This window comes from Paenibacillus sp. J31P190 (assembly GCF_059692075.1).
Genome location: NZ_JCAUAS010000033.1, coordinates 1 through 25,089, shown reverse-complemented (window position 1 = coordinate 25,089; position 25,089 = coordinate 1). Strand labels below are relative to the sequence as shown.

Below are 25,089 nucleotides of genomic sequence, written 5' to 3'. Positions count from 1 at the left end.
AAGCGCTTCCAACTTTCGTAAATAAAACGATTTCCACCGACTTATATTTTTCTCGGGATTTCCTTGAAAAACAAAAAAAACCTTGTCATATCAAGGTTTTCCTGCGTGTAGAGAATGATAAAGAGGTAGAAATTCGTGAAGAATGAGGAATCGCAGCACCTCTATTATCAGCCGATTGTGATCTTCCCCTCCGGGTAACGATACGGTTCTTTTTTCGGTAATGGTGACAAGGTATAAGCCAATGTGACGGGACCAAGACGTCCTACAAACATTAAAATAATGATAAACACCTTACCGAATCCCGAGAGCTGAGACGTTAATCCAATCGACATTCCTGCGGTAGCATACGCCGAAGTAACCTCGAACAAAATACCTAAGAAATGGAAGTTCTCGGTGATCGAAAGGATCATTGTCGAAAGTACAATTAAGATAAAAGAGAGCAAAGTAAATGTAATAGCTTTATAAATCCGATCCTTCGAAATTCTTCGGTGGAATAGTACAATTTCTTCCCTGCCTCGAACCATTGCATAAACCGCTCCGACGAGGATTACGAAGGTAGTCACCTTAATCCCCCCACCGGAAGAACCGGGCGCGGCTCCAATAAACATCATGATAATGATAAAAAACTGTGTAGCTTGCCTCATCGAGGCAATATCGACCGTGTTCACTCCCGCTGAACGTGATGACACGGATTGCAGCATCGCACTGAGCGTTTTGCCTATGGTAGACAATGGCTGAAGCGTGAGGGAATTGGTGAACTCAAACACAAAGACGACCAGTGTTCCTACCACTATCAGAGCGGCGGATGCAGTTAAGACAACCTTGCTGTGCAGCGTTAGTTTTCTATTCTTAGGGAATGTAAGCAGGTCGGAGATAACGATAAAGCCGATTCCGCCTAAAATGATAAGTAACATCGAGACGATGTTCATGTACGGGTCCTCTACATAATGCATGAGACTTCCCATTCTATTAGGTATACCGCCAAACAGATCAAATCCCGCGTTGTTGAATATCGAGATGCTATGAAAAATGCCGAAGTACAACGCTTGGCCGATTGGCATTTCAAATGACCAGCGAAGTGCGAATAACAGCGCGCCTGCCAGTTCAATATATAGCGCGTAGATCAACACCTTACGAATAAGACGGACTATACCTTCTGTTGAATGGTGGTTCATCGCTTCCTGTAAGATGAGACGTTCCTGAAAAGAAATACGGCGGCGGAGTACGAGTGCAATGAGTGTGGACATCGTCATGAAGCCGAGACCGCCAATTTGGACTAGCAAAATAAGAACAATCTCCCCAAAGGCCGATAAATGTGCTCCTGTATTGATCACGGACAGCCCGGTAACACATGTAGCGGAAGTCGCCATAAATAAGGCGTCAATAAATGATAATCTGCCTACGCCAACATAGGAGATTGGCAACCACAGTAGTACGGCGCCAATTAGGATGATCACTAAGAATCCGATCGCCATAACTTGCGGCGGACTCCAACGGAATTTTTTCTTGGAATGAGGTAACATATAGGACTCCATGAACTTATGATTATCCGACTATTGTATAATCTGTCAATAACAAAGTAAAGACAGCATGAACAAGAGGCATGCCTCTAAATTGTCTTATAGAATTTTTGAAAATTATTTCTTTTTTTCATTCCAAATATGGTAAGATATCGTACGATAAGTTTAAGAAGGGAGTTCCCACCGTGTCTCGTATTATTCAAGTAGATGAACGCCCCTCCATAGGCGAAAGCATTCCCCTTAGTTTACAGCATTTATTTGCTATGTTTGGCTCCACCGTGCTGGTTCCTATTTTGTTTCATGTCGATCCAGCTACTATTCTGTTGATGAACGGAATAGGCACCTTGCTTTATATTTTCATTACAAAAGGAAAGATCCCCGCATTCTTGGGGTCAAGCTTCGCTTTCCTCTCTCCCGTTTTCGCCGTCCTCGCCTCCAAAGGATATAGTTCGGCGTTAGGCGGATTTCTGGTCGTCGGATTGATTTTTACGATCATAGCGTTGTTGATTCGTGTCGTGGGGACACGCTGGATTGACGTCGTATTTCCACCTGCTGCGATGGGAGCGATCGTTGCCGTTATCGGTTTAGAGTTGGTACCTACAGCCGCCTCAATGGCAGGTATTATTCCGCCGGCTAATTTAAAAGAAGCCTGGGTTCCAGATCCTATCGTTATATCGGTCTCTATTTTTACACTTTTGGTAGGAGTCGTAGGTTCCATTGTCTTTCGTGGGCTTTTGAAGGTCATCCCGATTTTGGTAGCCATCGTTGCAGGCTACCTACTCGCTGCATTGCTAGGTTTGGTGCATATTGGAGAAACATTAGGAGCTGCTCAGTGGTTCAGACTCCCTACTTTCTACAGCCCAACATTCGATCTGGCGAGCATTTTAATCATCGCTCCTGCTGCTTTAGTTGTCATAGCGGAGCATATAGGCCACTTGATTGTAACCGGGAATATGGTAGGAAAAGATTTATCCAAAGACCCTGGATTAAGCAGATCCTTACTCGGAAATGGCATCTCTACCATGCTGTCATCCTTAGTAGGCTCAACACCAAATACAACTTACGGTGAAAACATCGGTGTCATGGCGATTAGCCGCGTATATTCGGTGTGGGTTATCGGAGGAGCAGCGATCTTGGCAATTGTTCTTTCCTTTGTCGGGAAAATCTCGGCGTTGATTCAAACTATTCCAACTCCTGTCATGGGCGGCGTTTCCTTGCTGCTGTTCGGTATCATCGCCTCTTCGGGGATCCGCATGCTGGTGGAAACCAAAGTCGATTATTCCAAACCAGTCAATCTGATACTAACAACCGTTGTTCTTGTTATTGGACTTAGCGGAGCAACGCTGAAACTAGAACATTTTGAACTGAAAGGTATGGCTCTAGCCACCATAGTTGCCATTCTTCTCAGCTTGTTCTTTAAGCTGCTGGAGGTTCTCAAGCTTTCTAACGACAAATAATCAACTGGTATAAAGAATGGCTATCCCTAAAGTCTTAACAGACCCGAGGGATAGCCATTTTTTAGAATATGATACTAAATTAAAAACCGTACAGTCTTCGCTATATCTGCTTCAAGCTCTTAAAAACATGGATGGCATCAATAAAAGGCTTGCTATAACTACCATCCTCCTGAACGGTCCAACATGTTGCTAGAACAGAATGTGCAAACCCCCACGACAACATTCTTTTTTTGTCTAAGTTCAACTCTTTTACAAAAATATCAATTCGCTTCTCAATAACATGTGTTGAATCTCCAATAGGCAATTTATTTAACAAATATTGAATAACATCGTATTCTCTGTCTCCAATCAACCCTTTAGGATCAATCGCTAACCAAGGTTCTCTAGCAGCCATTAAAATATTGTAATGATGTAAATCACCATGAAGCAAAAATGGTTTATCCGGCATAGCATTCATTGATCTATAAGTCTCCACTGCTTCTTGCAGTATTTCCTTTGTTATTGGACCGAGACCTTCTGTATTTCTCTTATAAATATTGATTAATTTCTCTTCCATATGCATTGTTGTTGGAATGCTTGATGAATTAGAAGGAGCAGGAATCCACAATTTCTTCATTACTTGAGAGGCTATATGCGCAGCTTCCTCCTCATTTTCTAATGAGGCAAGTGTTTGCCCAGGAATCAATCGTTCAAGAATAAGAATCCCTTTTGCGATATCTACATCAATGATTTTAACAATTCCATTCCCATCATAAAGTTTAAGGGTTTCGACTTCAGATACAAATTCATCACCTGGAATGACGAGTTTTATCACAACTTCAGTTCCGTCTTCCCGTATGGCAGGAGCCACAAAATTAAAGGATAAATCAAACGGGGACATCATTTTCATTTGCCAACGCTTTTCACAATCACAAATAAGCTTGTCAAAATTTCTCAACCATTCATCAGCTTTATCCTTATGGACGTCTCTTATTGTTTGAACGAATTGTTTTGGTAAGCTGTTCATTGTCTTTACCCCCACAATAGTCAAATGTCAATCAATTGAAAGTACAATGATCTCATTATAAGATATATCGTTCAGATTAGGTACTTATCTACATATGAGAATGGTTTCATCTAATATAGGATTTGTTTTTATGTGAATTTTTTATTAAAATAAATAAATTCGCTAACCATTTTGCAAAGAAGGAACCCATATGCCTTTTCTCAGATTTAAAGGTTTTCAAAAGGATTTCATTTCTTCGATTTCAAGTACCATCATTCTACAATTTTCAAAGTTAACTGGCGTTGTGCAAGAGAAAATAAAAATTGAACTTCTTCTTGTGGAACAATTAAATAATTCTCCCCTATCCTTAGAAATATATATGTTCCCTAGAGATCAGGAATTGCATGATAGCATTGTTAAAGAACTCTATACGATTTTATGTGAGCATGGCTTTCGCGATGTTCATATCTTTTTTATCCTACTTTCTCCTCATTTGTACTATAAAGAAGGACAACCATTAGTATCCAATCATTCAGAACCTTTTTTAATTACATGACTTAATGGAGTGAAAAAAGAAAAAACAAGAAAAGGCACGCTTTTAGCGTGCCTTTTCTCTATTTAGCACATCCACTAACGGCCTAAGTCATTTCGTAGCCGCGGAACATCTCATGAAGCCGATTATTCATCGTTAAACGCCATATGTGTTTTTTCCTGTTTATAATAATCTAATCTGTCCTGTAAGGTGCCTGTATGAAATTCGAATTTATGACCGTCTGGGTCTATGAAGTAAATTGACCTCTTATCTTTCTCGTCTCTTGGACGACCTGGTAGGATGTTAACGTGCAGTTTCTTTAATTTCTCATAAAGATCCTCAAAGTCGGCTTCTTCAATTGAAAAAGCAATGTGTGTGTAGGAATGGTTTATTTCATTACGTGGAATATCTCGTTCTACATTCAGGGCAAGCCACATGCCATTTAGATCAAAATAGGCCGTACTTCTTCCTTTAACCAACAGCTTTGCATCAAAAACTTGTTGATAAAACGAAATCGAATTCTCTAAATTAGAAACCGAAAATAATAAATGATTCAAACCTTTTATCGGCATCCAATCACCTCGTGATTTATTTATTTTTACTACCCCCAGCTAACTCTTTAATCATCTCAGCCAAATGCACAATCCCCCATTCAAGCTCATGATGCTTGGCATAGGCGTAAGAAATACGCAAGTAACTTCCCGCATTTCTATCATAAATCGAACCCGGGTTCAGCAATATCCCTGCTTTCAAAGCACGCTCGAACAGCATTTGCATGGACACACTCACGGTGAGGCGAACCCAAATGTAGAAACCGCCTGACGGCACTGACCATGAAGCAATCTCCGTAAAATTGGTTTTCAACAACCGAATAGTTAGATCGCGTCTTCTCTTAAGTTGGTCTCTGACAAAGACAAGATGCTCTTGATATAACCCTCTACAAAGCCATTCGGCTGCTGCCCATTGGGATACCGAGCTCGAACCGTAATCGTTCTGCATTTTGATATCAGCCAAACGTTCAATAACAGGCTCTGGGGCGACCACCCAACCAATTCTTAGTCCTGGACTTAAGGTCTTTGACAAACTCCCCAAATAGAGGACTAATGCATTGGGATCCCTAGCTTTTAAAGGCAGTGGAGGCGGAGTATCGAACCAAAGCTCCCTATAGGCATCGTCCTCAATGATTGGAAGTCCTTCATCCGCGCAGATTCTCATCAGCTCTTGACGTCTTGGCTCTGACATCAACGTGCTCGTAGGATTATGAAAAGTAGGAATGGTATACAGCAACGAAGCGTTATAGCCTTCTTTGTAACGGCTAATCAGATTCGTCTGAATACCTTCTTCATCCATGGGTAGGCCAACAAGCTTAATTGCACTAGATTGAAACACATGGACCGAATACAGATAGGATGGCTTTTCCAAAAGGATGGAAGAACCACGCTGCAGTAGTCCGATGGATATTAGCTGTAACGCTTGGAGTGAGCCAGATACGATAAGGATGTTGGAGGGCGAGGTATGAACGCCAATTCCATGCATGTACGCGGCTACCTGTTCCCGCAAATACTGATTTCCCTTAGGTTCTTCATAGCCCAAAGTGAAAGGATTCACAGAACGATCTTCAAAAATTTGTTTCATTTGCTCAGAAGGAAGTAGCTCAGGTGAAAGCTCTCCAGTCCCCAACCGGATAATGCCATCTTGAAATTCCGCACGATTAATGTGCTGTATGGCAGGCTGATTTGGATAGTAAGTGCCAGCTTGCACATAAGAGCTCCAGTCTGGGGGAGGCGAAGCAGCTAAAAGGTTCCAAGAGTTATTGATGACTCTAGTTCCCCCTTTGGTGTTGCCCTCTAGCAACCCCTCGGCAATCAAATCGCTCAGGGCTGTGACAACCGTGCTTCGATTGACGTTAAAGCGTTCAGCCAGCGCACGCTGCGAGGGAATTTTGGTCCCAACCGCCCATTCGCCTAGCGATATTTTATTTTTAATAAAATCTTTAATCTGACTATATAAAGGGGTTTCCGACGATATATCCGGTTTCCAGTCCATGCTATGATCCTCTCCTAACAAGTTCAAATATAACATTTGGTTGGGTAATACACCATCCATTTGGAGGGAGACATCCATTAGATTTGCTCTATACTAGGGAAGAATAGTCTTTGTGATGGGAGAGATCATTTTGCTGGAAACTGTTTTACATGGGGTTATTTTGGGTTTTGGACTCATTCTGCCTGTAGGGGTACAAAATGTTTTCGTATTCAACCAAGGTGCCCGCGGGCCCTCTTACCTTAAAGCACTGCCTGTCATCATCACGGCGTCGGTTTGTGACACGATCCTTATTTTATTGGCAGTCTTAGGCGTTTCTTTCGTCGTATTAACCTTCGCTTGGCTTCAAGCAGCGCTCTATGGATTTGGATTATTTTTCCTATTATATATAGGGTGGGTACTCTGGAAAAGTAAACCAGGTTCGGTGACCTCACAACGGGAACATGAACCAAAAAAACAAATCCTGTTTGCAGCATCCGTCTCCTTAATGAATCCCCACGCAATACTGGATACGATAGGAGTTATAGGTACAAATTCCTTACAATATGTTGGCGGAGAAAAATGGGTGTTCACTGTCTGCGTTATTCTAGTTTCCTGGTTCTGGTTCTTCGGCTTAGCGTTCGCAGGATGCCTAGTGGGTAAGCGTGATCCTAGAGGCCAATTCATTACCAAATTAAACAAGGTTTCTGCTTGTATGATATGGGCTGTTGCTGTCTATATGGGCATGCAATTCTTATAGAAGGAGTGGAGGAACCGTTGAACACTGGATGAATGAATCCACATTCTCGGCAGAAAGATTTAATGAGCAGGTTGTCCTCCGACACCTGCTCATTATTTGTTTCATTCCAACCAAATATCTAAAAAAACTACAAAAAAAACTAAAAACTATGGCATACCTGTGGGTAGAAAGGAGCGCTATACTTAAGGTACGTTAATGAAAGCACTTACAAAATTAGAGAGGAGGTCTCTATTACGATGAGAATAATTCGAAAAATTGCTCTCGGTATCGATTCATTTATCGAGTCCGCCGCCCTCATCGGCTTGCTTAGTATGATCATCATCGTCACCGCACAGGTCATGACCCGTAAGTTGTTTAACTTCGTATTCTTCTGGTCGGAGGAAGTGACCATGCTGCTTCTTGTCTGGTTTTCCTTCATGGGCATTGCGATTGGCTTTCGTGAGAAGCTGCATTTGGGCATTGATTCCTTCACCCACAAGCTTCCAGCCACCATCAATAAAGCTCTTGATAAAATCATCGAGCTTGTTATTCTCGCCTTTGGTGCCTATCTCGTGTATTTTGGATGGGACTTCACCGTTATCATGAATGAATCCGAATTACCGGCGACAGGCCTGCCTAACAGCACGCTGTATGTCATCATGCCGATAACCGGCGTCATGACCTGTGCCTATGCGCTCTTGCAGTTGTTTGGTATCGAAACGAAGCGTCATCAACATATAAAAGAAGGAGGTCCCGAATAATGGATCCGACCATCGCTATTCTTATCCTTACTATCACCTTCGTTGGTCTGATCGTGCTCCGCTTTCCGATCTCACTCGCTTTAGCAGGTTCTTCCCTGCTCACCTTACTTTACCTGAAAGTCCCGCTCGCAACCGTCGGTCAAACGATGATTCAAGGGATGAACTCTTACTCCCTCCTGACCATCCCGTTCTTTATTCTTGCCGGGCAAATTATGAGTGAAGGCCAGATGGCACTGCGCCTCATTAATCTCGCTCAAGTTCTCGTCGGAGGCATACGCGGAGGCTTAGCCATGGTCAACTGCGTCGCCTGTATGTTCTTCGGGAACATCTCCGGATCAGCCATCGCCGACGTCTCCTCTATTGGCTCTGTCATGATTCCGATGATGAAAAAGAAGGGCTATGACACCGATTACGCAGTTGGCGTTACAGTCTCTGCCGCCATTCAAGGCGTTGTTGTGCCGCCAAGCCACAACCTCGTGCTTTATTCCCTAGCGGCTGGCGGTGGAATCTCTATCGCATCGCTTTTCCTAGCGGGCATAGTCCCGGGCTTGATTCTATGTGTATCGCTTATGATCACGAGTTATATCATCGCCATCAAGCGCGGTTATACGAAGAGCGAAGCTGTTCCCGTGCGAGAAATTCCAAAGATTGTACGCGATGGCCTGCTTTCCCTTTTGACAGCTGTCATCATTCTAGGTGGTATATTCACGGGATGGTTTACGGCAACAGAAAGCGGCGCACTAGCTTGTCTATATGCCTTTATTCTCACCTTTCTAGTGTATCGAGATATTCCCATAAGCCGGATGTGGATTATTCTCCAACGTACTTTTCGAACTGTAGCGATGGTGCTCTTCCTGATCGCTGCCTCCGCTTCGTTCAGCTGGGTACTGGCCTTTCTCAAAGTTCCCGGCATGTTAACAGATTGGATGCTGGGCATCACGGACAGCCCCATTGTTATTTTGCTGATCATTAACGTCTTACTGCTCTTGCTAGGCGCACCGATGGATATGGCTCCGCTCATCTTAATCATGACGCCTATTTTACTTCCGGTCGTAACGGCCCTTGGCATGGATCCTGTTCACTTCGGCATCATTATGATGTTAAACTTAGGCATTGGACTGCTAACACCCCCTGTCGGAACCGTCCTCTTCGTAGGCTCTGCAATTGGAAATATTTCGATTTCTGAAGGCACCAAAGCCATGATGCCGTTCTTTTATGTCATGTGCGTCGTGCTCATGATCCTTACCTATATACCTGGTCTTGTCATGTGGCTTCCTAACTTAATGAAATAAGGAAACAACGCAACTAATACGATAAAAAGGGGAATATTCGATATGAAAATGAAAAGAAAATACATCACGGCTCTAAGTACAGTGATTGGTACTAGTCTCTTACTTGCAGCTTGCGGCGGCGGCAGTACACCGACCAATAGCGGTTCAACAACGACTCCTGGGGCCGCCAGCCCTGCTGCAGCAGCGAAGAATGCCGACGGTCCTAAATTAAATTTCCGTCTAGCTGAGACACACCCCGCTGACTACCCAACGACGCTAGGCGATAAGAAATTCGCCGAACTCGTGAATCAAGCATCGGATGGGCGCATCAAAATCGATGTATTCCCTGCCTCCCAACTCGGAGAAGAGAAAGCCGTGATCGAACAAGTTCAACTCGGTGCAATTGAATTCACACGTGTCAGTACGGGAGCGCTTGGCGGGTTCAACAAGCAGTATGAAGTGTTCAGCTTGCCCTACATTTTCGATAACGATAATCATCAATGGAAATTCCTTGAAAGCGAGCAAGGAACGAAGCTGCTCGATAGCTTAGAGTCTTCACGTATGAAGGGACTTGCGTATTACAGCTCTGGTGCTCGTCATTTCTATTCCAAGAAGCCGATTAAAAGCATCGCCGATCTGAAAGGACTCAAAATTCGCGTTATTCAAAACAAGGTCAACATTGATCTTATGAATGCACTTGGTGCGAATGCAACACCAATGCCCTATGGAGACGTCTTCAATGCTTTGCAAACAGGTATCATAGATGCCGCTGAGAATAACTATCCGAGTTATTTCTCTTCCAATCATTTTCAACAAGCCAAAAATCTCATTCTTGACCAGCACCAACGGGTGCCTGAAGTGCTTTTGATTTCTAAAGTAGCTTGGGATAAGCTGTCTGCTGACGATAAAGCGCTTATTAAAAAGGCTGCTATTGAATCCGTCAAAACGCAAAAAGCAGAATGGGATAAATTCGAGAAGGATTCCGAAGCCAAAGTGAAAGCGGCGGGAGTTACGATTACGGACGTATCTGACCTGGGGCCATGGCAAGATGCTGTAAAGCCTGTTATCGAAAAGTATCGCAACGACTACAAAGAAACGTTAGAAGCTATCGAGAAAGCTAGAAAATAAGCTAAAGAATAGCATAAGCAATCAAATGAAAAAGGACATTCTATGGGGTGCATTCTCCCCCTCAGATGTCCTTTTTCATTTCGCTTCTATTTGGCTTCATCCAGCCTTCCGCCACATTTCCTGTATTCCAACGGGGAGCAGCCGATCAGCTTTTTGAACGTACTGCTGAAGTAAGAAATATCCGCATAACCAAGTCGTTCTGCGATCTCGGAAACACGTAAAGACGTTTTTATCAACAGCTTCTTCGCTTCCTCCATGCGCATTTCAATGACATAATCGACGAACTTGCCTCCCGTTTGCTGCTTAAAGAGCTGGCTTAAGTAGCTGGGGTTCAAATGGACCAAAGCTGCGGCATCGGTTAAGCTGATATCTCTGGATAAGTTCGAGCCGATAAACTGCTGCACTTGTTCAATGACTGACAATTCGTCCGTTCCGATTAGCGGGGAATCCGCCAACCGCCTCGCTGTCTTCGTTGTCCTGTCTTGCATCCATCGGCCCAAACAATCTGCCATCGCCTCCATTTCCACAGGTTTAAGCAGATAGTCCTTCACCCCAAAGCGTATTGCTTGCTGCGCTAACTGAAAATCGTCATACCCGCTCACTAGGATTAAATTGGCCGATACTTGTGTCATCTGCTCCGCCAAAGCAATGCCGTCCATGATCGGCATCTTTACATCCGAGATAACCAAATCAGCGCTATGCTTCAGCAGTGCATCCATAGCCTCCAGACCATTCGCGCATTCCTGCACGATTTCGAAAGGAAGCTTGGTTTGTTCCACGGCTTTACGAAGGACGACACGAACCCATCTTTCATCGTCCACAAGAATGACTTTGTACATGACCTCCTACCTCCCTTCCTCTCCGCGAGGCTTCAGCGGCAGCTTGATTCTCACGAGAGTTCCTGCATCTGCACCACTTTCTAGCTCAAGACCGTAGGCGTCACCAAACAGATAAGAAATACGCCGATGCACATTGACGATGCCGATCTGTGATACCGCCGTAATCATGTCTTTCTGCAGCAAATCGAGCTGTAAGGCACGGAGTTTGGCAGCCGGAATTCCCACACCGCTATCCTGAATCTCCACAACAAATTGATGATCATTTAATTGAGCAGCTGAAATAACAATATGAACAGGCTGTGCACTCGTTTCAATGCCATGAATGACACAATTTTCGACCAAGGGCTGTAAAGCGAACTTCGCGATGATTTGTCCTTCAGCCCATTCAGGGATCAGGAATTCATAGGTGAGTTTATCATCAAACCGATACTTCTGAATCCGTAAATACATGTCGCATATCTGAATTTCCTGCTGCAAGGAGATCGTTGCCCCAGCATGATTGAGATTGTAACGCAGTAGTCGAGCTAGGGACGCAACGAGCACAGAGATGTCGGTCATATCCTTTTCCAGTGCCATCCCTCGCACCGTTTCTAAAGCGTTCATGAGAAAGTGCGGATTAACCTGCGATTGCAGCACTTTCAGTTCTGTTTCTTTTTGGCGCAGCTGAAGATCCTTCTCTCGGAGCTGAGAGTAGTAAATTTCATCGAGCAGTACCTGGAGCTTTTCGACCATTTTATTAAAATCATTCGTTAGCTGCCCAATCTCGTCCTTGGATTCGATATCCGCGCGAGCCAGAAAGTCGCCATCTTTCACTCTTTTCATGAAAAATTGCAGCGCTCTTACAGGCCGAACGATACTCGTAGCAAAACCAATCCCAATCAAATAGGCCATCAATAAGGTGGCAAGGACTGTCCACCAAATCGTTCGCCGAATATACTCGGATCCACGCGTCAATTCTTTTTCAGGGATCGTCGTCACCAACCGCCAATTTAAATAGGACGACAGACTGAAGGTGTAGAATGGCTTATCTCCTGTTTGAGCTTGGTATGATCCGCTTTCCTGCTGCAAAATCCATGCTAGCTGATCCCAATCCGCCAAATGACCAATTTCCGTATACTCAGGAGAATAAATATAACGCCCGTATGGGTCAAGAATAGATAAATACCCCGTTCGTCCAATTGTAACGCGTTCAGCAATCTCTTGAATCCGTTTGAAGTTGACTTCCATAATTAACGTTGCAACGGGCTCTAAGGTAAGTGGACTCACTAAGCGCTTCACGATGGAGAGAACAGGCACATATTCCAACTCGTAGCGCTGAGAAGGCGGTCTGATGATCAACATAATATCACTGTTGGAGGGTACACTGGCAAACCATGGCTCCTGTATCAATTGCAGTGCCGGGGTCACATTTTTGTTCATGCTTGTATCCAAGACCGTCTGGTTTTCCATAACAAGCATAATCCGAGAGATGTCTGATCGCGAATAAGCGGTATCGTTCAAAAGCTGCATCATCGGCTCGCGAATGCCTGAATTCTTCACTTCTTGTTCGCTTGTCATCCTTAGAAACTGCTGCATCGACGGATGATTCTGCATGCGAATCGAGTCGATCTCGAAATCTCGAATATAGTATTCAATATGCAGCTTAACTTGCTCGATGATTTGTTTGTTACTCAAATTGGCTTCCTCACGCAGCACTTCAGATGATTTCTGATAAGAAATCAGCCCCACCACGAGCAGCGGTATGACCACCAGCATGGCCGAATAGACGAGCAGTTTCACTGTCAATGGACGATCACGCAGAAACAAGTTTCTGTAGAACCAGATCCAAGCTCTACGACCTCTTCTACTCATGTTTAACCTCCATTCCGCCGGATTTGTAAACGCATTCAATGGTTAAGAAAGAAAAACCAGCTGCAAGCGCAACTGGTTACCGTTTTACAAGATCTTCGCGAATCGGTGTGAAGACATCTAATAAGGCGGATTCTTCTAATGCTGTTACACCATGCTTGGCGTTACTTGGTATGTATACCGTCTGGCCTTGCTCGATAACGGTTACCACACCATCTATGGTAAACTCAATTTTTCCTTTTAAGCAATAGGACATTTGTTCATGAACATGGCTGTGTTGGTAACCAATGGCTCCTGGCTCGAAATGAACCTCCATCATCATTAAACCAACCTCAGCTTTCAGAATGCAGCGCTGAACGCCTGGCTCGGCTGCTTCCCATACGCCAATATTAGACATCTGACTTTCCCCTTTCATCATTAAACGATCTTACGAAAAAATAAAAGGACCGCAAGCGGTCCTTCACTTCCTTTTTTTATTATATCTGAAAAGAACCTAAATGAACATACTTGAATCTAAACGAACATTACGAGTTAACCGCTGCGCGATCCTTCCCTTTGTCCGCTTCGCCTGCATTTTTATTCGCAGCTTCACGATCCTGCTGCATTTCTTCCACCGTTTTCACTTTCAAGCGAGCTGCACCCTCATAGCTGCGCGTAGGAACGAGGTTCCCAGCTGCGAGACGTTGTTTCGCTTCGACAATTGCTGTGCCATATTGTGGCAACCATGCCTCTTGTGCGTCCAGCATTTCATCGACCATCTGCCATATTTCTTTGGGATTGCAGACGGCTCCTACGAGTGGATCCATCATAAACGCTTGACGAAGCAGCTTATCATCGCCATGCACGGCAGCTTCCACAGCAAGCCGCTGTACAGAAATACTCACATTGCATACCGCTGCTGGTCCAAGCGGCAGGTCTCCAACATGAGGCATCGAGATGCCGTTGCGATCTACATAACCTGGCGCTTCGATGATTGCATCATCAGGCAGATTCGAGATGACACCGTTATTGACTAAGTTGAAATGTCCTCGATACACGCGTCCTGTCTCAAGGCCCTCAATAATATAGGAGCCATGCTCTTCACTGCGTTTCTCAGCATCGTAAACAAATGCCTTATCCTTCATCCAGTTCGGAAACTCCGTCTCGAACCAGTTGCGTCCCTCCGTGCAAACTCGCAGATAGCCGCCTGTTTCTCCATTAATCCAGCTGCCCATGTCGATCCAGTCTTGGATTTCGCTAGCACGCTTTCGGTACCAAGGCACATACTCGCTTAGATGTCCGTTGGATTCTGTACTATAGTAGCCAAAGCGGCGCAGCATGTCGATACGAACTTTCTCCGTACGCGTGAACTCCGGATGGTTCTCGAAAGCTTCAAGCAGACCGCCCGTCAAATCCTGACCATTGTGACGAATCTGTACATACCAAGTTTGATGATTGATGCCTGCGCAAATAATGTCTACTTCCTTTTTCTCCAAGCCGTATACTTCCGCGATTTGTTTATGCCCATGCTGAACTCCGTGACAGAGACCAATCGTCCGTACACCGCCGTACTTGTTGCAAGCCCAAGTCAGCATAGCCATCGGATTCGCATAATTTAACAGCAGCACATCTGGCGCCGCCACTTCTCGAATATCTTGGCAAATGCGAAGCATTTCCGAAATGCCGCGCTGACCATACATAATGCCGCCAGCACATAGCGTGTCGCCCACACATTGGTCAACGCCGTATTTCAGCGGAATATCCACATCGGTTGCAAAAGCCTCAAGACCTCCCACACGAATCGTACATAAGACATACTTCGCGTCTTTCAAAGCTTCTCTACGATCTGTTGTAGCTTGAATCTCTATTTTTAAACCATTTTCTCGAATATCTCTTTGGCACAGCTCCGTAACCATATCTAAATTATGTTGATTGATGTCTGTAAAAGCGACTTGAATATCATGAAATTCAGATACTGCTAACAAATCTCGAAGTAATCCGCGTGTAAATCCAATACTCCCTGCTCCAATAAAAGCTACCTTAAATGACATATCTATCGTCCTCTCTATCGTTTAATCTACAATTCACATTGTATCAAGCGCGAAAGAGAAAACGTTATCAAATTCCTAACTTCATCGGAGGTGATTTGTCAAAAATCCTAACTTTTTTCTGGATAATTCCACTTATGAGTATCCATTGACTTCCGATATTCCGTAGGAGTTAAATCGGTATAGTCTTTGAAAAGCATATGAAAATACTGTCGGCTCCCAACCCCAATATAGTCACAAATTTCTGAAATCGGCACATCCGTTTCCAGCAGCAGCATTTTAGCTTTTTCCATCCGAATCACCGTTAAATAAGACATAAGGGTTTGCCCCGTTAACGATTTGAAAATTCGCTGTAAATACCCGGGGTGTAAATTTACTGCTCCGGCAATATCCTTCACTTGAATGTCGCGGTCATAGTTCTGATGCAAATAATCCATGCTCTGTTTCACATACCATTCACTTTGCGCCATGCCGCTGCTTGCTGCTTCTTGCCTAAGACGCGCAATTCGAATGAGCAGTTGTGCGATGAGCAATTGAACCATCGTTTCACTTTTGGCAGCTGCTTTATCCAGTTCAAGCACCAAGCTTTTCATAATGTGGTAAACCTCATCGGGGTCGCGCAGCACCAAATAAGGAGATTTAACCTCCAGTAAAGAAGCCAACAGCTTGTCTTCTGCCGCCAGTTGATGAATAGATGGAAACACACCCTTTTGCTGGGCAAAGCGGAACTCTACATTTAGCATTCTACAGGGAGCAGCCTCGTCAACGATCAATCGATGGGAGACATTTGCGTCCATAATAATGAACTCTCCCTTTTTGAGACTAACACTTTCGATTTGTGAAGGCTGTGTTTGGATTTCAACGTCGCAGGAACCTTGTATGGTATACATAATTTCTACTGCATCATGGCGATGAAAGGACATATAGAAGCCTTGCCATTGTTTAAAATAATACGCCATTACCTGAGGATGGCAGTGATGCTCGGTTAAAAAAGCGGGAAATAGGCTGACGCTATTCTGCATGAGAATCTCCTTTCCCCCATGAGGAAGTCCTTATTTCTGAAGGGGTTTTACCTGTTTGCTGCTTCACCAATCGCGCGAAGTGGTAACTGGTTTGGAACCCGCTTCGCTGAGCAATTTCCGATATCGATAAACCCGTATGGGCTAGTAACTCAATAGCACGCAGTACACGATAGTGCCACACATATTTAATCGGCGTCGTCTGCTCGTATCTACGGAAAAGCCGGACCAAATGCTCATCCGAAACTCCCGCATGTGAGGCAATCATCGTCAAATCGAGTCCTTCCTTGAACTCTTGATGAATATAAGCTTTCGCACGTAAAACAGAAGGATGAATGTCTTGCTGCAGCTGCGCCTTGGACAACTCCGATAGAAACAATTGAATCGCTGTGTGACCGAGACTTCGCATGACAGTCCCTGTATCCGCATGCTCGGATCGGATCGAAAGCATAAGGTCTGTTAATCGGTTCAAGTGTTCAGAGATTGGGAAGCTAAACGGGACCTGCTCCAATGCTTTTACCTCATCTACTGATAAGGGTTGGACGCTTACGGCCACCCAACGATGCCAGCTCTCCTGTTCATCCGCAAATGTAAAATGCTCGATGTGCCCAGGCTTCAAAAGTGCCGCATTGCCGGGCTCCAATCGGAAGAGAACGCCATCAATGGTCACTTCCATAGAACCAGTATGTAATAGAACGAGCTGAATATCTTGTTGGATGCGAGGACCGTACCTGCCGCCCGGCGGATATACAATCGTACCGACCGTAGCGGAATCGATATGATTAAAACTAAGATGTTCCAACGGATTCGCCATGTGCTTCATCTCCAGAAAAGCTGTGTCATCATTAAGGCAATTGTAACCGCCTGTAGGTAAAAAGAAAATCCCTTCGTATGGAAGGGATTTTGCACCTTAATTATCGTTTAAACAAAACTGGAAAATACTCATTTGCAAAAGCTTGACCGTGATAAGGGCGCGGTCCTAACAGACGGGAATTATCATGACGCTGTAAGCCTGCGCGGTAGCTGGTGCCGCCAGGCATCAGATGCGCGACGACAGACATACGAGGCTGATTCGTCTTATTTGCGCCGGACCCGTGGAACGTAAGAGCATGATGGAAGCTTGCCTGACCAGCCTTCAGAATGCAGGGCTCCTCGACCCATTCACGACCTGCCGCATATTTGTTCCTAAGCTCCTCCATGTTCGGATCGAAGAACGTATTGCTATCAGGTATTAGTCCCCACTTGTGAGATCCAAGTATGGTCATCATCCCGCCGTTGGTTAGATCCGTGTCCTGCAGCGCTATCCATACGGTCACCATGTTCGAATTGCTGGAGCATTGCCAGTAGCCGTAATCCTGATGCCAGCCAACGTTACCTGACTGCGTCTCCTTATTGCTGACACCTGGCTTATAAATAACCTGATCGTGCCAGAGCCGAATTTCATCGGTCTCCAGCAAATCGGCTGCAAGCTCACCGATTAACGGATCTGTGACAGCTCTTCGGATCTCGTCATTGATCCACCATCCATTATCTAGCTTGCGTAATGAATCAGGGTTCGGGTTCGCACGGTAATGGTTCATCGGAAGCCCATCGCCATCGTAATCGCCAGTCCAAACCCGCTCGTGCGCAAGTCGCAACCGTGCGATTTGATCATCGTCCAGCAGCTTCGGAGATATCCAGTATCCATCGCGATTGAATGTATCCTTGTCCTGAGCCGTAATTTTGTACGTTCTATCTACTTTCAAAGTCATCGTAAATTCCTCCTTATATGTCTTGCTTTCATCATACTTAATCCCTTGATGATTGACGTTCACAGAGCTACAAAGTAGTATGAGAAACATACAAGACAAATAAGAACATCCGAACGTAGAGGAGGTCCCTCCCCGTGCCTGCGAAACAAAGTCCACGCTGGACTTACGACATCAATAAGGATAATCGCATACTAGGAGTTCCGGAATTGCTCCTCTTCGGCTTCGATGAAATTAGGTCGGCACTGCCCCTTTCCTTTCATAAGCATGACGGATACGAATTCGTTTTGGTTGAACGGGGTAAAGCCAGCTGGGAGCTGAACGGGCACGTTTATGAGACAAAAGCAGGTGACGTGTTTCACACCAGCCCTGGCGAGGTTCATCGCGGGGGCTTCAACGTGATTGAGCCCAGTCGATTCTGGTGGTTCATCGTCACACCGCCGCATGTGGAAGACTGGTTGCGCTTGCCGCAAGACGAGAGTGAATGCTTCAAACTTGCACTAGAGGCGCTGCCAAGAGTTACCCACACTGGTCTGCAGGCCGTTGACGACATTAGACAGTTGCGAAATGCGCTAAATTCCAACAGTCCATTACGAACCTCCGCTACCCGCCAAGCGCTGCTTGGGCTGCTGCTTCGAATTCTTCAGCCTAGTCAAACAGTTGTTTCTCTCGCTGACGATCTATTACGTCAATTGGATGCGCTGATAGGCCGGATCGCGGAAGAGCCGCAATGGCGCCCCGCCATCGAAGAGATGGCTGATTTTGTCCGAATCAGTCCCTCCCACTTCTTCCGCACCTTTCAGGAATATACGGGGCTCCCGCCAATGGTATTTATAGAACGCTCACGAATTAAAAATGCCTGCGGACTGCTTGTTGAAGGCACGGATACGGTAACAAAGATTGCTAATGAATTGGGGTACGCATCCAGTCAACATTTTGCCACCGTGTTTAAACGCATTACCGGCATGACCCCGATCCAATGGAGACTGTTTCAAGCTGGATGGAATGATACACTCTAACAAAGCAATTCCCAATTGACGTATCGATTGATTCATTATGTCTCTCACAACGGTATTCAAAACTCCAAAGTCCGATTTTAGAGTCATTCAGTCTTCGTTAGGGCAAATGGGCTAAAGTGGTTCCAATGTTGTATTTTATACAATAATTTGCAAGCCCAAAGGCTATTTTGCAACTTGAAGTTGCAGTTTGTACAACATTTTTAACCCAATTTGTTGCGAATGGCCTGTATAGGACTAAATTGTTGTACATGATGCAACAACTAATGGAAAAAGGTGAGAATTAGGTAGTAATTGTTGTAATTTCTACAACATCATTCAACCGCGAACACGGATTCATTCATCTAGCAACCTCAATTAGCCTATTTAACATATGAACCCGATCCAAGACACCTCCATGCAGAGCAAGATTAGATGAATGAATCGACGGCCTCTAACATGCAACAATCCATAGCTTGCCAAGAAGAAATTAAGGAAATTGTTGTACGCTGTACAACTTGTCTGTCTAATTCTCCATTTTTTCAATAAACCAGAAGTAAAACGTTAGTAAAACATGCTAATTACCGAATATTTTGCATGTCCAAAATCTTACTTAACCTAGCAAAAATCCGTTGAAACTACCCAATATAAGGGAAGCATCGTCGCCTAACTCCAAAATGAAAAAAAGGACCTTGTTATCTACACATGTAGACAACAACAAGGTCCTTTTCAACACTCTCCCATCTTCGGGAGAAGCTCTTCCACTTCCTAATCCCGATCATCGGGATCGCCGGCAGAGAACACCTTTTTCACATTATCCATGATTTCCTCGACAGCCTCACTCAGCATATCTGTTGGTGTTGTAGCCTCTTCCTCAGGTTGAGTAGGAATCGTGTCGTTACATACGTGATCGAAATAATGACTTTTATCCATGTGCTAACCTCCTAATTGTAAACTAGTCTCGTTCGTTTGTTGTTTACCTATTCCGTATCCTTTATTCACCCTAACAGAAACTTTTGAAACATTGGTCCGAAAACGCTTGCCTAAACCCCATTATTGGAGTAAATTAAACCTATATGAACGAATATCAACATAAATAAACCAAATATGAGGAGAGATTAACCGATGGATATCCGCTACGCATCACACCCGAATGAAGTTAAACAATTTGACACTGAACGCCTGCAAGCTGAGTTTCAAATTAATGCTTTGTTCTCACCTAATGAAATTAAATTGGTTTACTCCCATGTTGACCGTTTCATCATTGGTGGTGTCCTTCCAATTACAGGCGCACTTCAATTGCAAGCTGACAAGAAAGAAATGGCTGCAGATTATTTCTTAGAGCGCCGCGAGATCGGTATTATTAATGTTGGCGGCAGAGGCACGATCACCGTTGATGGTACGGTTTACAACATGGATTCCAAAGATTGCATTTATATTGGTCTTGGCGCGAAGGACATTACGTTTGCTAGTGATAACGCTGCCGAGCCAGCGAAATTCTACTTTAATTCAACACCTGCTCACCAAACATATCCAACGGTGAAAGTCGCTATTAGCGAAGCTACTCCTACTCATTTAGGCAGCATCAATACATCCAATGAGCGCACGATTTACAAATACATCCACACAGGCGGCATAAAAAGCTGTCAACTCGTTATGGGTATGACACTTCTGAAGCCAGGCAACATGTGGAACACAATGCCTTCTCATACACACAATCGTCGTTCCGAAGTTTACTTCTACTTTGACATGCCGGAAGATGCGGTAGTGTTCCACATGATGGGTGAGCCGCAGCAAACACGTCACGTAGTCATGCGCAATGAGCAAGCTGTCATTTCCCCAAGCTGGTCCATTCATAGCGGTGTGGGCACGAACAACTACACCTTCATTTGGGGCATGGCTGGCGAAAATCAAATTTTTGATGATATGGACGCCGTGGCTATGAAAGATTTAAAATAGTCGATAACCTCTACTTAGAAACGGATGACAACCGATGAACCCTTTACGCAGATATGAAACCATTATGGAAATACTTCTGGCACAGAAAGAAGTAACCGTTAACGAGCTTAGTGAACGGCTGGACGTTACAGGTAAAACGATTCGCGAAGATCTGGCCAAACTCGAAGAAAAAGGGCTGCTTGTCCGCATTCATGGCGGCGCAGTGCTCGCTCAAAGTGATCAGCTTGGCATACTTTCAACGAAAGAGCCGATCATTAAGCATGCCGATCAGAAATCCGAAATCGCGACGATAGCTCTGCGATACATTCAACCAAGGGATATCATTGCCCTCGATGGCGGCAGTACAACACTTGAAATTGCTAGGCGGCTGGAGAATCAGCCGCTTACTGTTGTAACGAATGATCTATTTATTATCTCCGAGCTCTTGCATAAGGAAGAAATCCGTCTGGTTGTTCCAGGCGGCTACCGTCTGCGCAACATGCTCGCAGGTCCTGAAGCCGTGGACTATGTGAATAAGCTCAACATTCAGAAAGCATTCATTTCTGCCACTGGCGTTCATTTGCAGCACGGCTTTACCATCTACACAAGTGATCATGCTGATTATAAACGTGCATTGATTAGATCCAGCGCAACGGTTTACGGCGTTGCCGATCATTACAAATTCGGCCAGTGTGCCTTACGCACGTTCGCTTCCTTGTCTGAAGTGGCTATGATCCTAACAGATAGTGCCCTACCCGCTGAAATTGCCAAGCAATACCTTGATGCTGGCATTCAGATCGTAACTCAATAGTGAAAAGGAGTATCCTTCATGACACTTTTTAATTTAACAGGCAAAACAGCCTTCGTAACCGGCGCTTCCGGCGGTCTTGGTCAAGCCATGGCCATTGGCCTTGCTGAAGCAGGAGCAAATGTCATTGCTGTATCCTCTTCCGAAAGCGTTCAAACGGTAGAAGCCATCCGAGCACTAGGCGGCAAAGCCGAGCTGATCGCAGCTGACCTTAGCAACGAAGACATCCTTGAGGATGTTGTAAATAAAGCTATCGGTATCTACGACGGCATCGATATTCTCGTGAATAATGCCGGAATCATCCGACGTACGCCGGCTGTTGACCATGCACGTCAAGATTGGCACGATGTCATTGATCTGAACTTGAACTCTGCCTTCTTCTTATGTCAGCTAATTGGCCGTCACATGATTGAGCGCGGCAGCGGCAAGATCGTGAACATCGCTTCCATGCTAACCTACCAAGGTGGCATTAATGTTCCTGGCTACACAGCGAGTAAACATGCTATAGCTGGCGTTACCAAAGCTTTAGCGAACGAGTGGGCCGGGAAAGGTATCCAGATCAATGCCATCGCCCCTGGTTACATGACGACGAATAATACAGCTCCTATCCTCAAAGATGAGAAACGTACACAATCCATTACAGACCGAATTCCGGCAGGCCGTTGGGGCTCTCCAGAGGATTTGAAAGGTCCTGTTGTGTTCTTGTCATCGCATGCATCGGATTATATGAACGGACACGTACTGTGCGTGGACGGCGGATGGATGGCTAGATAGATGGGAATCGGTACGTTAGCCCATACCGTCGGCCATCTTCCATTAAAGCAATTAACAGAGAAGCTAAGCGGACGAGGCATTGACTTCGTTCAACTGGCACTCAGCAAAGCAATCAGTGATTTTGACACCAGCCTCGGTAGGCTCAGCCCTGCTCTAGCCAACCACATTGGCGAGCAATTCCACCGTGCTGGTATCCGGATTGGCGTGCTTGGCTGTTATATTAACCCGATTCATCCTGATCCTCAGCAACGGCGTCATGAAATCAATCGGTTCAAAGAGCATCTGCGTTTCGCCAGAGACTTTGGTACATCCATCGTTGCGACGGAAACAGCCGAACTAACGACTTACCTCTCACAGGATTCCGAGCGTTATGAAGCCATTGGGTGGGAGATACTCAAGCAAACGGTTGAGGAATTAGCTGAAGAAGCGGAACGTTGGGGTGTCTTCATCGGACTCGAACCTGTTTTTACTCACACGTTATCTAGCACTGAGAAAATGGTTCGGATTTTGGATGAGGTTCCATCCAGTAATCTGGGAGTTGTATTTGACCCAGTCAACCTGCTCCCGCCAACAGCAATAGATTCACAAGATGTTTTCCTAGATCAGGCTTTTGCTGCTTTCGGTGACCGGATTGTCCTCGCCCATCTTAAGGATGTTGTTATTCAGAACGACAAGCGAAAAGAGGTACGATCTGGTAAGGGTATTTTCCAAACGAAATCGTTTTTGGAAAAGCTGTACCGGGCAAAACCAGGCATCGATATCTCCTTAGAACAGCTTGCTGATGATACGCTTGATGAAACTTTTCAATATGTAAGAAGCCTTATGAGTTAAAAATAAGCCCCGTCCTCTCTATCATCAGAGGGACTGGGGCTTTCCTTTTTGAAATAATGCCTATTTCTTTATATCAGGCTCTGTCATGACTTCATACGTGTTACCCAAATAAGACTGCAGCGCCTTTAACGCCGCAACCCCCACCGCAATGTCATCCTCTCCATTCCCTCCACTTACACCGACTCCGCCAATGACACTCCCGTTCACCACAATCGGAAGCCCTCCGACGAAGATGGCAAATTTACCAGGCATCATAGCATGAATACCAAATGCCTCACCATGGATGGTCGCTGGGCCACCGGGTTGATTGAACAAATGCGTAGAACGCCTGTGACCGCTAGCTGTAAACGCCTTTGCTATGGCGATTTCAGGGCTCGTATTGCGAGCGCCATTCATTCTTTCTAACGCAATTAGATACCCGCCATCGTCTACAATACATATCGTTTCGGCTGCATTCGCTTCTATTGCCGCTTGTATGCCTGCTGCGATCATGACCCTCGCTTCCTCTACTTCAAGCTTAAAAACCGATTTCATAAGTCATTCCCTCCCTGCTTTACTGCCATTATGACGTGCGCAACAAACACCTCTTCCATTCATATGGGAACGTAATGGGTTTATGTCATGGTCGTCACTTGAAAAAAGATATTGTATTTCGGAGCGGGCAATTGTAATATTATAGAAATTAAACCGATGTGTGACTGGCGTAAACATGGATAACCATGAGGGAGCACATCGCAAATGGCCGTACGCCTGGGCAAAGCATTTGATCCTTAATCAAATGCTTTTTTGTGCTTTTAAGACAATTGAAAGGTCAGGTGGCTGTTTATGAAAATGGCATTCGTACTATTCGATGGAATGACCACGTTAGACTTCGCTGGCTTCTATGAAGCAATCACATGGATGGGGATAATGGGGGCCAAAGAGAACGTCACTTGGGATTTCTGCTCCAATAAGGAGGAAATTACGGACGACCGAGGCTTAACCGTTAAGGCAACACATGTCTATCCCGCTTTATCGGGTTATGATCTCCTGTTTGTACCTGGCGGTTTCTCAACGAGAAGCCTTAGATTTGACTCTGACTTCATCACTTGGCTCCAAACCTCAAGTAATGTGACATATAAGGTTTCTGTGTGTACAGGTGCGTTGTTACTAGGTGCAGCCGAATTCCTACATGTAAAAAAAGCAACCACCAATCCTTCCGCCTACGAGTTATTGACGCCTTACTGTTCCGAAGTCGTTAAAGAACGAATCGTCCGAGACGGAAATCTCTTTACCGGTGGCGGCGTTTCAGCCTCCATTGATTTAGGATTATTCGTCATTGAATCTCTTACTGATTCACATTTCGTGCAGCAAGTTCAACAAAAGATGGATTACCCCTACTATCAAGCGGGACAGTTGTTTAATGTGAATCTGGAGTAATAAGCTGACTAATAAGGATAAACGGCTTACATTAGTTTGAGCGAGAGAGTGTGTTTGGGGGTTGGGGGTTGCATTTTATACAACATTAAGCGAGGTAATCCACATGTTCCTCGCGATTGTTGCACCAAATACAACAATTCCAGCCAAAAGTAGCATGCTAGCAAGAATTTAGGCTAAATTGTTGTACGAAATACAACATCTTCACTTTAGCCCCGGTGAATGGATAGGAATTGTTGTACGCTGGAGTCAATTTCATAATTTAGAACCCTTGCTACCGCAAGGGTTTTAAGCACGCAAAAAAGGAGTACCTCCCCAAATCTCGAAGTTTAAGGTTACCACACCAAATAAACAGAGAAAGGAGTACTCCCATGTATCATATTCAACAAGAAGAGCTTTTTTCCTTCGAACAATTAATGGAAATGCAAGCC

At 44.9% G+C, this 25,089-nt stretch carries 25 protein-coding genes and 1 riboswitch; of the genes, 12 read left to right on the top strand and 13 right to left on the bottom strand.

What is annotated here, in order from left to right; all coding sequences use genetic code 11:
* Positions 1–167: 167 nt before the first annotated feature.
* Complete coding sequence (locus AC58U0_RS33190) at positions 168–1,523, bottom strand: TrkH family potassium uptake protein (RefSeq protein ID WP_497383041.1); 1,356 nt, start codon at positions 1,521–1,523, stop codon at positions 168–170.
* A gap of 182 nt (positions 1,524–1,705) precedes the next feature.
* Here AC58U0_RS33190 and uraA point away from each other — a divergent pair, with 182 nt between their 5' ends.
* The gene (uraA, locus tag AC58U0_RS33185; RefSeq protein WP_497383040.1) at positions 1,706–2,977 is read left to right on the top strand and encodes a uracil permease; all 1,272 of its coding nucleotides are present in this window, start codon (positions 1,706–1,708) and stop codon (positions 2,975–2,977) included.
* 100 nt (positions 2,978–3,077) lie between these two features.
* Here uraA and AC58U0_RS33180 read toward each other — a convergent pair whose 3' ends face one another.
* Entirely contained in the window at positions 3,078–3,983 is a 906-nt protein-coding gene (locus tag AC58U0_RS33180) for an aminoglycoside phosphotransferase family protein (RefSeq protein WP_497383039.1), read from the bottom strand.
* Between the two features lie 190 nt (positions 3,984–4,173).
* On the opposite strand from AC58U0_RS33180, the gene AC58U0_RS33175 reads away from it, so the two are divergent.
* A complete protein-coding gene (locus AC58U0_RS33175) occupies positions 4,174–4,518 on the top strand; it encodes a DUF1904 family protein (protein ID WP_057303209.1) in 345 nt (114 codons plus the stop codon).
* A 122-nt stretch (positions 4,519–4,640) separates the two neighbouring features.
* On the opposite strand, the gene fosM is transcribed toward AC58U0_RS33175, so the two are convergent.
* Both fosM and AC58U0_RS33165 read right to left on the bottom strand, forming a co-directional pair.
* A complete protein-coding gene (gene fosM / locus AC58U0_RS33170) occupies positions 4,641–5,066 on the bottom strand; it encodes a FosM family fosfomycin resistance protein (RefSeq protein WP_497383038.1) in 426 nt (141 codons plus the stop codon).
* 16 nt (positions 5,067–5,082) lie between these two features.
* Entirely contained in the window at positions 5,083–6,540 is a 1,458-nt protein-coding gene (locus tag AC58U0_RS33165) for an aminotransferase-like domain-containing protein (RefSeq protein WP_497383037.1), read from the bottom strand.
* Between the two features lie 130 nt (positions 6,541–6,670).
* On the opposite strand from AC58U0_RS33165, the gene AC58U0_RS33160 reads away from it, so the two are divergent.
* The 4 genes from AC58U0_RS33160 to AC58U0_RS33145 all read left to right on the top strand — a co-directional run bounded on the left by AC58U0_RS33160 (position 6,671) and on the right by AC58U0_RS33145 (position 10,415).
* Entirely contained in the window at positions 6,671–7,276 is a 606-nt protein-coding gene (locus AC58U0_RS33160; RefSeq protein ID WP_497383036.1) for a LysE/ArgO family amino acid transporter, read from the top strand.
* A 236-nt stretch (positions 7,277–7,512) separates the two neighbouring features.
* The gene (locus AC58U0_RS33155; RefSeq protein ID WP_497383035.1) at positions 7,513–8,016 is read left to right on the top strand and encodes a TRAP transporter small permease; all 504 of its coding nucleotides are present in this window, start codon (positions 7,513–7,515) and stop codon (positions 8,014–8,016) included.
* On the top strand, positions 8,016–9,308 hold the full coding sequence (locus AC58U0_RS33150; protein ID WP_497383034.1) for a TRAP transporter large permease: 1,293 nt from the start codon (positions 8,016–8,018) through the stop codon (positions 9,306–9,308). The genes AC58U0_RS33155 and AC58U0_RS33150 overlap by 1 nt, the downstream gene beginning before the upstream one ends.
* Before the next feature lie 42 nt (positions 9,309–9,350).
* Entirely contained in the window at positions 9,351–10,415 is a 1,065-nt protein-coding gene (locus AC58U0_RS33145; RefSeq protein ID WP_497383033.1) for a TRAP transporter substrate-binding protein, read from the top strand.
* Between the two features lie 86 nt (positions 10,416–10,501).
* On the opposite strand, the gene AC58U0_RS33140 is transcribed toward AC58U0_RS33145, so the two are convergent.
* From AC58U0_RS33140 to AC58U0_RS33110, 7 genes are all read right to left on the bottom strand, one after another.
* Entirely contained in the window at positions 10,502–11,254 is a 753-nt protein-coding gene (locus tag AC58U0_RS33140; RefSeq protein WP_497383032.1) for a response regulator transcription factor, read from the bottom strand.
* A 6-nt stretch (positions 11,255–11,260) separates the two neighbouring features.
* On the bottom strand, positions 11,261–13,105 hold the full coding sequence (locus tag AC58U0_RS33135) for a sensor histidine kinase (RefSeq protein WP_497383031.1): 1,845 nt from the start codon (positions 13,103–13,105) through the stop codon (positions 11,261–11,263).
* Positions 13,106–13,181: 76 nt separating this feature from the next.
* A complete protein-coding gene (locus tag AC58U0_RS33130) occupies positions 13,182–13,499 on the bottom strand; it encodes a cupin domain-containing protein (RefSeq protein WP_171642082.1) in 318 nt (105 codons plus the stop codon).
* 127 nt (positions 13,500–13,626) lie between these two features.
* Positions 13,627–15,132 (bottom strand): alpha-glucosidase/alpha-galactosidase, encoded by a 1,506-nt coding sequence (locus tag AC58U0_RS33125; protein WP_497383030.1) that lies wholly within the window; start codon positions 15,130–15,132, stop codon positions 13,627–13,629.
* 107 nt (positions 15,133–15,239) lie between these two features.
* Positions 15,240–16,151: an AraC family transcriptional regulator gene (locus AC58U0_RS33120; protein WP_497383028.1), complete on the bottom strand. Its 912-nt coding sequence runs from the start codon at positions 16,149–16,151 to the stop codon at positions 15,240–15,242.
* Positions 16,141–16,962, bottom strand: coding sequence for a helix-turn-helix domain-containing protein (locus tag AC58U0_RS33115; protein ID WP_497383026.1), 822 nt, complete (start codon positions 16,960–16,962; stop codon positions 16,141–16,143). The genes AC58U0_RS33120 and AC58U0_RS33115 overlap by 11 nt, the downstream gene beginning before the upstream one ends.
* A gap of 100 nt (positions 16,963–17,062) precedes the next feature.
* Positions 17,063–17,899 carry a phytanoyl-CoA dioxygenase family protein gene (locus AC58U0_RS33110; RefSeq protein ID WP_497383025.1) on the bottom strand — a complete coding sequence of 279 codons (837 nt, stop codon included), beginning with the start codon at positions 17,897–17,899 and terminating at the stop codon, positions 17,063–17,065.
* A gap of 134 nt (positions 17,900–18,033) precedes the next feature.
* Between AC58U0_RS33110 and AC58U0_RS33105 the strand changes: the two genes are divergently transcribed.
* The gene (locus AC58U0_RS33105; protein WP_497383024.1) at positions 18,034–18,915 is read left to right on the top strand and encodes a helix-turn-helix transcriptional regulator; all 882 of its coding nucleotides are present in this window, start codon (positions 18,034–18,036) and stop codon (positions 18,913–18,915) included.
* Positions 18,916–19,659: 744 nt separating this feature from the next.
* Here AC58U0_RS33105 and AC58U0_RS33100 read toward each other — a convergent pair.
* On the bottom strand, positions 19,660–19,824 hold the full coding sequence (locus AC58U0_RS33100; RefSeq protein ID WP_497383023.1) for a hypothetical protein: 165 nt from the start codon (positions 19,822–19,824) through the stop codon (positions 19,660–19,662).
* Between the two features lie 192 nt (positions 19,825–20,016).
* Between AC58U0_RS33100 and kduI the strand changes: the two genes are divergently transcribed.
* From kduI to AC58U0_RS33080, 4 genes are read left to right on the top strand one after another with little or no spacing between them, the layout of a single operon-like run.
* Complete coding sequence (gene kduI, locus AC58U0_RS33095) at positions 20,017–20,850, top strand: 5-dehydro-4-deoxy-D-glucuronate isomerase (RefSeq protein ID WP_057305272.1); 834 nt, start codon at positions 20,017–20,019, stop codon at positions 20,848–20,850.
* 34 nt (positions 20,851–20,884) lie between these two features.
* Entirely contained in the window at positions 20,885–21,640 is a 756-nt protein-coding gene (locus AC58U0_RS33090) for a DeoR/GlpR family DNA-binding transcription regulator (protein ID WP_497383021.1), read from the top strand.
* An 18-nt stretch (positions 21,641–21,658) separates the two neighbouring features.
* Complete coding sequence (gene kduD, locus AC58U0_RS33085) at positions 21,659–22,411, top strand: 2-dehydro-3-deoxy-D-gluconate 5-dehydrogenase KduD (RefSeq protein ID WP_497383020.1); 753 nt, start codon at positions 21,659–21,661, stop codon at positions 22,409–22,411.
* Entirely contained in the window at positions 22,412–23,242 is an 831-nt protein-coding gene (locus tag AC58U0_RS33080; protein ID WP_497383019.1) for a sugar phosphate isomerase/epimerase family protein, read from the top strand. It begins immediately after the preceding gene.
* Positions 23,243–23,302: 60 nt separating this feature from the next.
* Here AC58U0_RS33080 and AC58U0_RS33075 read toward each other — a convergent pair whose 3' ends face one another.
* Complete coding sequence (locus AC58U0_RS33075) at positions 23,303–23,776, bottom strand: GlcG/HbpS family heme-binding protein (RefSeq protein WP_057305276.1); 474 nt, start codon at positions 23,774–23,776, stop codon at positions 23,303–23,305.
* Between the two features lie 150 nt (positions 23,777–23,926).
* Positions 23,927–24,005, top strand: a riboswitch (ZMP/ZTP riboswitch).
* A 62-nt stretch (positions 24,006–24,067) separates the two neighbouring features.
* Between AC58U0_RS33075 and AC58U0_RS33070 the strand changes: the two genes are divergently transcribed.
* The gene (locus AC58U0_RS33070) at positions 24,068–24,661 is read left to right on the top strand and encodes a DJ-1/PfpI family protein (RefSeq protein WP_497383018.1); all 594 of its coding nucleotides are present in this window, start codon (positions 24,068–24,070) and stop codon (positions 24,659–24,661) included.
* Positions 24,662–25,089: the final 428 nt, after the last annotated feature.